Genomic DNA, 9,772 nt, shown 5'->3' on the forward strand with positions numbered 1-9,772 from the left:
GCCGCAACCAGCAGTGACCGGACAGCCGGCACAACCAAGGAGGAGAAGATGAACGACACCACCGAAAACTGGCCCGGCGACTTCTATCGCCTGCGTGAAACCCTGCCCGCCGAGGATCAGGCGCTGCTGGCGGAACTGCGGGGCTTTCTGGCCGAACATGTCGCGCCCATCATCAACGATTACTGGACCCGCGCCGAATTTCCGCGCCAGCTGATCCCCGAAATGGCCAAGCTGGGCATCGCTGGCGCGTCCTATCACGGTTACGGCTTTCGCGGCCGCTCGCCGCTGCTGGACGGGTTCATCGCGCTGGAAATCGCGCGGGTCGATTGTTCGATCGCGACCTTCATGGGGGTTCATGGCGGTTTGTCGGCGGGCTCGATCTATCTCTGCGGATCCGAGGAACAGAAGCAGCGCTGGCTGCCGGCGATGGCGCGGATGGAAAAGATCGGCTCTTTCGGGCTGACCGAGCCCGAGGTCGGATCGGGCGCGGCTGGCGGGTTGATGACGACCTGCCGGCGCGAGGGCGATGAATGGGTGCTGAACGGTGCCAAGCGCTGGATCGGCAATGCCACATTCGCCGATATCAACGTGATCTGGGCGCGCGATGTCGATGACGGCCAGGTCAAGGGCTTCGTCGTCGAAAAGGGCACCCCGGGTTTTGCGACCGAGGTGATGAAGAACAAGATCGCCCTGCGGGTCGTGCAGAATGCCATGATCACCCTGACCGATTGCCGCGTGCCCCATGCCAACAAGCTGGAAAGTGCCAACAGCTTCGCCGATACCGCGCGGGTGCTGCGCATGACCCGCGGCTTCGTCGCCTGGGAGGCGGTGGGCTGCGGGCTTGGTGCCTTCGAACATGCGCTTGCCTATGCCAAAAAGCGCAAGCAGTTCGGTCGGCCCATCGGCGGCTTTCAGATGGTGCAGGATCAGCTTGTGAAGATGCTGGCGGGGGTCACCACCTCGATGACGCTGTGCCACCGGCTGAGCCAGTTGGAAGAACAGGGGCAGGGCAGCGAGGAAGCGGCCTCGCTGGCCAAGCTTTATTGCACCGTATCCGCACGCGAGACGGTCGGGCTGGCGCGAGAACTGCTGGGCGGCAATGGCATACTGCTGGAAGAAAACGTCGGTCGCTTCGTCGCCGATGCCGAAGCAATCTACTCCTACGAGGGTACGCGAGAGATCAACGCCCTGATTGTAGGTCGCGGATTGACCGGCATCGGCGCATTCGTCTGATCCGGGTCAGCGCACTGGTGGGTCTGTCATATGCGTGGCAGGCCCTTTTTATGCTACACGCGTTGGTCGGTGCCTCACGTTGCGACGCGTTATCTGACTGTTCTGTGCCCGCCAGGTCTTAGCGAGAGGTGGGGTCCGAGGAGCAGCTTTGTGACGGCGCGGGCAGAGCAAGTTGATACAGGATCTGAAACTCTCCGGTAAACCCGGGGCGGTTCAATCGGCTGACCGACCGCTTTTCAGGATGGGCAGCGCATCGCGGCTAAATTGAGTATGAAACTGGCGATGACGAAGATGCCCATTGCGTCTCCGAGCCACACTCTATTGACCCCGCCAACTATTCTCACGACGATCACCGGGAACATAAACTTAAAACAATGCCGGACGCCCGTCTGAATGAATGAAGATTTCCGCGAATTTCTGGGGCGCTGCATTTCCGTCGATCTGGAGGTCGATCCGAAATCCGCCCAGATATTCGCGCTTGCGGCGGTCCGGCCTGACGATGCCCCGGCCATTGTCTCCCGGCGGGGCGCCTTGACCGAGGCGCTGGACCGGCTGGAAACGGCGCTCGGCCGGACAGATCATCTGATCGGCCACAATATCCTGCGCCACGATCTGCCGCATCTGGCGGCGGCGCGGCACCGGCTGGCGACGCTGGCGCAAGCACCGATTGACACGCTGTGGCTGAACCCGCTGGCCTTTCCGCGCAACCCCTATCACCATCTGGTCAAGCACTATCACGACGGGCGCTTGCAGGCAGGTCATGTGAACGACCCGGAACTGGATGCGCAGCTGGTTTTCGAGGTGCTGGGCAACCAGCTTGAGGCCCTTCGACAGCTGAACGCAGAAGCGCCCGACGCGCTGACCGCCTATCATTTCCTGACCACGCGGAGCGAGACTTCCGCCGGTTTTGACGCCCTGTTCAGGCTGGTTCGCCGTGCTGGCCGGCCCTCTGCGACCGTCGCGCATGACGCGATCCGCAAGCTGCTGGCGGGACATGCCTGTGAAACGCGGGTTGGAAAAGTCTTCGACTGGCTGGCCGACCCAAAGTTGGGATGGCCGCTCGCCTATGCGCTGTCCTGGATCTCTGTCGCGGGCGGCGATTCCGTCATGCCGCCTTGGGTGCGGATGCAGTTTCGGGATGCGGCGCGCATCGTGCGGGACCTGCGCGATACCGCCTGCGACAGTCTCGATTGCAGCTGGTGCCGCGAACACAGTGATCCCGGCCGCGCGCTGAGCCGCTGGTTCGGCTTTGACGCCTTTCGCCCGCAACCCGCCGACCCGCAGACCGGCCGCCCCTTGCAGGAACGCATCGTTTCCGAGGCTATGGGCGGCCAGAGCATCCTCGGCATCCTGCCGACGGGGACGGGTAAATCGGTCTGCTATCAGATCCCGGCGCTGACCAAGTTCGACAAGACTGGCGCGCTGACCGTAGTCATCTCGCCGCTGGTCGCGCTGATGTCGGATCAGGTGCAGGGGATGGAGCGGGCGGGGATATCCTCGGCGATCACCATCAACGGCATGCTGTCGATGCCCGAACGGCAGAACGCGCTCGATCGGGTGCGGATGGGCGATGCGGCGATGCTGCTGATCTCGCCCGAACAGCTGCGCAGCACCTCAGTGCGGTCTGTCCTGAAACAGCGCGAGATCGGGCTCTGGGTGCTGGACGAGGCGCATTGCGTGTCGAAATGGGGCCACGATTTCCGGCCCGATTACCGCTATATCGGCCGGTTCATCAGGGAATCCTCGGGCGATGCGCCACCCGCACCGGTCCTCTGCCTGACGGCGACGGCCAGGCCTGAAGTGGTGACGGATATCCGCGAGCACTTTCGGTCCCGGCTGGGCCTCGATCTCTTGCTGCTGGACGGCGGCGCGGTGCGCACCAACCTGTCCTTCGAGGTGCGCGAAACGCAGAAGGGCACCAAGCTGGCCGATATTCTGGACGTGATCGAGGCCAAGCTGCCGGCCGAGGGGGCCTCGGGTGCTGTGGTTTATTGTGCGACGCGCAGCGCGACAGAGCGGGTGGCGGAATTCCTGAAGCAGCAGGGCCTCGCTGCCGAACATTTCCATGCCGGGCTGACGGCCGAGGCCAAGCGCGACGTTCAGGAACGCTTCCGCATCGGCGAATTGCGGATCATCGCTGCGACCAACGCCTTCGGCATGGGGATCGACAAGCCCGATATCCGCCTGGTCGTGCATGGCGATATTCCCGGATCACTGGAAAACTATCTGTAGGAGGCTGGGCGGGCGGGTCGCGACCGCGAACATGCTGATTGCGTGCTGTTGTTCTCGGGCGAGGATGTCGAGCGGCAATTCTCGCTTTCAGCGCGTTCGCGGCTGGCGCGGCACGAGATTGGCGCGATCCTCAAGGCGCTGCGGCGGCTGAACGAGAAAACCGCGAAGACTGGCGACGTCGTGGCAACTTCGGGCGAGATTGTCCGCGCCGAGCGCGATCAGGAATTCGAGCGCGACAGCGCCGCCGACGATACTCGCGTCAAGACCGCCGTATCCTGGCTGGAGGAAGCAACGCTGCTAAGCCGCGAGGAAAATCGGGTACAGGTCTTTCCGTCCTTGTTGCGCATTCGCAAGCTGGAAGAGGTCGAGGCGATCCTTGAACGCGCCGCGATTACTGGCACGCGGCAAAAGCAGTTGCTGGACATCGTGCGCCATCTGATGAACGCGCCGCCGGATCAGGGGATTTCCACCGACGAGTTGACCGGCGTCAGTGGGCTAAGCGGGGCAGCGCTGAACAAGGCCATGGCCGATCTGGAGGCGCTTGGCATCGCGCGTAACGATCTGGCGGTGACGGTCTTCGTCCATGTCGGCGTGGAGGGGCATTCGCAAAGCCGCTTCATGCAGGCTGCAGAGCTTGAGGCCGACCTGATCGCCCTGATGCGCGAGACTGCACCCGATGCCGATGGCGACGCACCGATGCCGCTGCATCTGGCCGAGACCTGCCAGGCTCTGCGCGACCGGGGCCATGGCGGCGCGCGGCCCGATATCGTCGAAAAGCTGCTGCGCGGCATGGCGCGCGATGGTCGCGATCAGGAAGGCGGGCGCGGGAACCTTCACCTGCGCAAGGCCTCGCGCAATACGTTGATGGTCAGGCTGCAACGCTCGTGGCCGGTCGTTGACCAGACCGCGGAGATTAGGCGTCAGGGTGCAGAATTGCTGCTGGCGCATCTGACCGGCAAGGTTGCAAAGGGCACGCGCGGCAAGGATATTCAGGTTGAAACCACCATGGGCGATCTGCTGGCAAGCCTGACTGGCGACGCTTTGCTGCGCGGCGCCGTCAAGGACATGAACAAGCTGATGGAGCGTGCGCTTCTGTGGCTGCACGAGCAGGAGGTGGTGACGCTGGGCAAGGGGTTGACGGTATTCCGGCCCGCCATGACCCTGCATCTGCGCCCGGGGCGCGACCTTTTCACCGTCGAGCATTTCACTCCGCTGGAAGAACATTATTCTGAACAGACCATCCAGACCCATGTCATGGCGGCCTATGCCGAGCAGGGTCTTGCCGCCATCGATAAGGCGCAGAAGCTGTCCGAGGATTATTTCGTTCTTGACCGCGACACGTTTCAGAAAAAATGGCTGCCCGGTCGCGGCACCGAATTGCGGCGCCAGACCACCGGCGCCTCGTGGAAATCCATCGTCGAAGATCTGGGCAACCCGGTCCAGCAGAAGATCGTCGCCGATGACCGCGAGCAGACCAATGTGCTTGTGCTTGCTGGCCCCGGCTCGGGCAAGACCCGGGTTCTGGTCCATCGTATCGCATACCTGATCCGGGTCCGGCGCGAGGATCCGCGCGGCATTCTGGTGCTGGCCTATAACCGCCACGCCGCTGCCGAGATCCGCGCCCGACTGCGCCACCTGATCGGTGACGATGCCGCCTTCGTCACCGTCTCGACCTGCCACGCACTGGCGATGCGCTTGGTCGGCGCCAGTTTCGTCGGCGCATCGGGGGATGATCGCGATTTCGACGGCATCGTCATGGAGGCGGTGCGGCAATTGAACGGCGAGGGGCTGAGCAGGGCCGAGGCCGAGGCGCAGCGCGACGCGCTGATCCAGGGCTATCGCTGGATTCTGGTCGATGAATATCAGGATATCGGCCCCGAGGAATATGCGTTGATCGCGGCCGTCGCCGGGCGCTCGCTGGAGGATCCCGATCTGCGGCTCAGCCTGTTTGCGGTGGGCGATGACGATCAGAATATCTATGCCTTCGCCGGTGCCTCGGTCGGCTTCATCCGCAGGTTCGAGGAGGATTACCGGGCGAGGCCGGAATATCTGATCGAGAATTACCGCTCGACCCGCCACATCATTGAAGCCGCGAACCGCGCGATTGCGCCAGCATCTTCACGTATGAAGGCGGATCAGGCGATCAGCATTGACCGCAATCGCGGACGGTTACCGCCGGGTGGGCAGATGGCGCAATCCGATCCGGTTGCGCAGGGCCGGGTTCAGCTTTTGCATTGCCCGCCTGGGCGGGCGCCGCAGGCCGTCGCGGCGGTGGATGAACTACTGCGCCAGGCTCGTCTTGATCCCGATGAATGGAACTGGTCGCGCACCGCCATCATCTCACGCGACTGGAAGGGGCTGGGGCCAGTCCGCGCCTATGCCGAGGCCATGGGCATTCCGGTCAAGATGGCCAATGAGAGCCTGCCCAATATCTGGCGCCTGCGCGAGATGCAGAATTTCATCGCCACACTGAGGGAGGATCCCGCCGCCCGATTGGGAATTGCGGGTATACTGGAATGCCTGAACCGGCATCCCGGAAACCGCTGGACCGGCCTGATCGCCGAAGGCATTGCCGGGCTCGCGCGCGAGATCGCCGAGAAGACCATTCCCGTTCCGGACCTCATTGAATGGTTTGCCGAATGGTCGCGCGACACTCGGGGCGAGCAGCGGGGGCTGCTGCTCTTGACCGCGCATCGGGCCAAGGGGCTGGAATTCGACGGTGTCATCATTCTGGACGGCGGCTGGGACAGACCGTCCAAGGGCGAGGATGCCGATGCCCCGCGCCGCCTGTTCTATGTCGCCATAACCCGCGCCCGACGCAGTCTGGCCGTGATGGCCGAAGGCGCGCACCCGTTCCTCGCGTCGCATGAGGATCTGCTGCGACGGGAGGTCGCGCCCGATTGCAGCGCGCTTCTGGGTCGGTCCGAGCAATATGTCATGCCCGACATGAAGCTGGTCGATCTGTCCTGGGCCGGGCGGCTTGGAGATGGCGATCCTTCGCTTGGCGCCATTGCCACCTGCGAGGTCGGCGACCCGGTAGCACTGATTTGCAACGAAGGCCGCTGGTTCATTCGCGATCGGGACGGCAATTCGCTTGGCCGCATGTCGAGCGCCTTCTCGCCACCCGAAGGCCTGACCTTCCTGCGCGGTGAAATCGGCGCCGTCATCCGCTGGCGCAAAAGCGACAATGAGGAACAATACCACAGCAGCATCCGCCGCGACGAATGGGAAGCCGTCCTTCCAGAGCTGGTCTTCGGATAGGCTTTTGGGGCGCTGGATTCATCGAGGGCGTCTCAGAAGCAATGTTGGTTCGATTCCACCGTCTTCGAACAGGACCAGCCAGCCGCTCTAGGTCCTGTGGACAGTTATCTGATCCACAGGACGATTGCGGCGATGGTGATGACAGCGAGGTAGTTTCTGGCGGTTTTCTCGTAGCGGGTTGCGACGCGGCGAAATTGCTTGAGCTTTGAAAAGCAACATTCGATCAGGTACCTCTGGGCGTAGAGGTCGTGGTCGAGCGGATATTTCGATGCCCGCGATGGATTGTTCGGGATCACCGCAATGGCGCCCTTGTCGGAAATGGTCCGGCGCAGGGCGTCGCTGTCATAGGCCGTGTCGGCCATGACGATCTCGGCGGGCAGACCGGCGATCAGATTCTCGGCTTGGGGCGCGTCGCCCTTTTGTCCCGCTGTCAGGGCGAAGCGAACCGGGCATCCGAGGCCGCGCACCGCCATGTGCAGCTTGGTGCTCAAGCCCCCGCGAGAGCGGCCAATGGCCTGATCTTCAGCCCCTTTTTTGCGCCCGAGGCGTGCTGGTGTGCGCGGATAATGGTGCTATCGACGATCAGATATTCGAAGTCGGGATCGTCGGACATGGCCTCGAATATCCGCCACCAGATACCCTTGCGGCTCCAGCGGCTGAACCGGCGAAACGCCGAGTTCCAAGCTCCGAACAGGTCCGGCAGATCGCGCCAGGGCGAGCCGGTGCGCACGATCCACAGCACCGCCTCGACGAACATCCGGTTGTCACGGCCGCTGCTTCCGCGTGTACGGCTGTCACCGATGATATAAGCCGAAATCCGATTCCATTGGCCATCCGACAAGACCAGACGTTCCAAAGCTCCCATGGCAAACCTCCCTGCTACGGGAGTATGGAATCAGCCTTCCAAGCAAAAAGGAATCCCAAGAGTCCACACCAGCTAGCGCGCCTTCTGGATCGTCCCGCGCGACAGAGCCGCATAAGCACGTTCGCTCATGCATCGCGGATCCGTCTGAACATGATGGTGATCTGCATCAGAAAGCACTGTTATTGCTCCGAATTCTCTACACTTCAGGGCGCCCCCGAGCGATGCTGCATCAACGAAACTCAGCCCCCGGAGACCGAAATGACCCGCCAAGCCGCCCGCACCAATGACGCCGCCCTTGCCGCCTTTATCGCGAAGAAGGCCGAAATTGACGCCATGCTCGCCCGGCTGCAGGCCTTCAGCGAAGACCATTTCGGGGCGGACCCGGATCAGGTGAACTGGAGCGACCTCGGCAGCCTCGAGTATCAGGCCCATCTGCTGAAACAGATCAGCGATTTTGCCTTCGGCGAGGGCGAACACGCCGCCTGACCGGCTGGCAACTGGCGCCCGCCACGCCCCGCGCGATGCGGGGCCCGGCTCCGTAGAAGCCAGCCGCAACCAGCGGCGGCGATGCAAGGAGCCAATGATGCTGAAACTCACCGACACCCAGACCCTGATCCTGAACCGCGCCAGCGCCCGGCCTGGCAATCTCGCCCTGCCGTTGCCCGAGGGGCTTCATGGTGCGGCGGCGAAGATGGCCATCGGCAAGATGATCAAGCTCGGCTTCATCGAAGAGGTTGATGCCAATCTCCGGCGCAACGAACCGCTCTGGCGCGAGACCGGCGATGGTCACGGAACCACGCTGATCGCCACCGATAGCGGACTGGACGCCATCGGCATCGACCCGGTGGTGGTCAGGACCATGGCGGGCCTGCGGGATGCCAAGCCCGGGGCCATCGCCGCCGCCCAGCGTCCCGGCACGAAACAGGCCCAGCTGATCGCTATGCTGCAGGCGCCGGAGGGAGCGAGTATCGCAGAGATCGCCGAGGCGACGGGCTGGCAGCACCACAGCATCAGGGGCGCCATTTCCGGTTCGCTGAAGAAAAAGCTCGGCCTGACCGTGACGTCTGAGAAGCTCACCGAAAGGGGCCGGGTCTACAAGCTGAGTTCTTCCTGATCCGGCGGCGCCTCATCCATCCTCCAGCAACTGATGCGCCAGAGTTCGGAGCGCATGCGCGGCAACCAGCGGGACCACGCCATTGCCACAGAGGCGGAGCCTGTCCACCCTGCTGGCCAGCCCATCAGCGCCTCGACGAACAGCGGGTTCAAGGTCCGGCGCTGATCGCAGGTATCGGGCCCAGCCATCGACGTCGTGAGGACCTGGCGGCCAAGCAGGCCGTTCACCGGCGTGTTCGCAAGGCTGGTCGCCCCGTCCTTGTGATCCCGCGCCGTCGGCGTCATCCACATGCCCGCCGCATGGGTCAGATCGGCCGATTTGCGATTGCCCGCGCTCGGCTTCGCGCCGTCCGTCGCCAGTGGTGTCGGCCATTGTGCCGCCGTCGTCGCAAGGTTCATCCCGTGCCTGCCTGCCGCCTGTGACGGCGTCGGTCTGGTCTGCCGGTTCTCGTTGGCGCTGGCCCGGGGCGTCGGCCAGAGGCGCAGGAGTTCCGTCCGGTTCCCGCCGCTCGACCGGGTGCCGGAGCAGGCGCGCGGGGTCGGCCAGTTCGTCGCCTTCGCGGATGGCGAGGATGAACAGCCGTTCCCGGCGGTGGGGTGCGCCGACTTCCGCCGCCGTAAACAATCCTGCCGCAAGCCTGTAGCCCATGCCGACCAGTCCGCTGGCGACTTCGGGGAAGCCGAGGCGGAGATGATGGGCGACGTTTTCGAGAAAGACGAAGGGCGGCTCAACCTCGCCGATGATCCGGGCGACATGCGGCCAGAGGTGGCGCGGATCGTCGGCGCCCCTTCGCTTGCCCGCCACGCTGAACGGCTGGCACGGATAGCCCGCAGAGACGAGATCCACCGCGCCGCGCCAAGGTGTGCCGTCGAATGTGGCAATGTCGTCCCAGATAACAGCCTGATCCAGGGCCGCGTCCGCCATCCGTGCCACGAGAGTGGCCGCGGCATATGTTTCCCGCTCGACATGGCCCATGTGTGGATGCCTCCCGGTATGCAAGGAATTTTTGAACCTATGAGCCTGTGATCGAGTACGGTCATGTGTCAGGCCTCGATATGCGGCCTTTC

General features: G+C 63.7%; 5 protein-coding genes and 2 pseudogenes. 4 read left to right on the top strand and 3 right to left on the bottom strand.

The genetic code is table 11. The features are described 5' to 3' along the window. Positions 1-48: 48 nt before the first annotated feature. On the top strand, positions 49-1,233 hold the full coding sequence (locus tag H4P12_RS17400) for an acyl-CoA dehydrogenase family protein (protein WP_187794899.1): 1,185 nt from the start codon (positions 49-51) through the stop codon (positions 1,231-1,233). Between the two features lie 393 nt (positions 1,234-1,626). Further along, a pseudogene (locus H4P12_RS17405) lies at positions 1,627-6,726 on the top strand (RecQ family ATP-dependent DNA helicase). Positions 6,727-6,830: 104 nt separating this feature from the next. Here the strand turns inward: H4P12_RS17405 and H4P12_RS17410 are convergent. Beyond that, positions 6,831-7,591, bottom strand: a protein-coding gene (locus H4P12_RS17410; RefSeq protein ID WP_187794900.1) for an IS5 family transposase whose coding sequence is annotated in 2 segments (ribosomal slippage) — positions 6,831-7,264 and positions 7,264-7,591 — 762 coding nt in all. Because the reading frame shifts where the segments join, the coding sequence is not laid out codon by codon here. Positions 7,592-7,849: 258 nt separating this feature from the next. Between H4P12_RS17410 and H4P12_RS17415 the strand changes: the two genes are divergently transcribed. Then, on the top strand, positions 7,850-8,077 hold the full coding sequence (locus H4P12_RS17415; RefSeq protein ID WP_187794901.1) for a hypothetical protein: 228 nt from the start codon (positions 7,850-7,852) through the stop codon (positions 8,075-8,077). 97 nt (positions 8,078-8,174) lie between these two features. After that, positions 8,175-8,705, top strand: coding sequence for a DUF3489 domain-containing protein (locus H4P12_RS17420; protein ID WP_187794902.1), 531 nt, complete (start codon positions 8,175-8,177; stop codon positions 8,703-8,705). Here H4P12_RS17420 and H4P12_RS18915 read toward each other — a convergent pair. Both H4P12_RS18915 and H4P12_RS18920 read right to left on the bottom strand, forming a co-directional pair. After that, positions 8,684-9,103, bottom strand: coding sequence for a hypothetical protein (locus H4P12_RS18915; RefSeq protein ID WP_246449360.1), 420 nt, complete (start codon positions 9,101-9,103; stop codon positions 8,684-8,686). The two genes, H4P12_RS17420 and H4P12_RS18915, sit on opposite strands and share 22 nt — an antisense overlap. Before the next feature lie 202 nt (positions 9,104-9,305). After that, positions 9,306-9,680 (bottom strand): annotated as a pseudogene (locus tag H4P12_RS18920) (DNA cytosine methyltransferase); the annotation flags it as partial. Positions 9,681-9,772 lie beyond the last annotated feature (92 nt).

The sequence above is a fragment of the Paracoccus amoyensis genome, from assembly GCF_014490725.1.
Taxonomy (GTDB): domain Bacteria; phylum Pseudomonadota; class Alphaproteobacteria; order Rhodobacterales; family Rhodobacteraceae; genus Paracoccus; species Paracoccus amoyensis.

Coding starts and splice junctions, on each gene's coding strand:
- H4P12_RS18915 (WP_246449360.1), bottom strand. CDS start 9,103: ATGAACCTTGCGACGACGGCGGCACAATGGCCGACACCACTGGCGACG.
- H4P12_RS17400 (WP_187794899.1), top strand. CDS start 49: ATGAACGACACCACCGAAAACTGGCCCGGCGACTTCTATCGCCTGCGT.
- H4P12_RS17420 (WP_187794902.1), top strand. CDS start 8,175: ATGCTGAAACTCACCGACACCCAGACCCTGATCCTGAACCGCGCCAGC.
- H4P12_RS17415 (WP_187794901.1), top strand. CDS start 7,850: ATGACCCGCCAAGCCGCCCGCACCAATGACGCCGCCCTTGCCGCCTTT.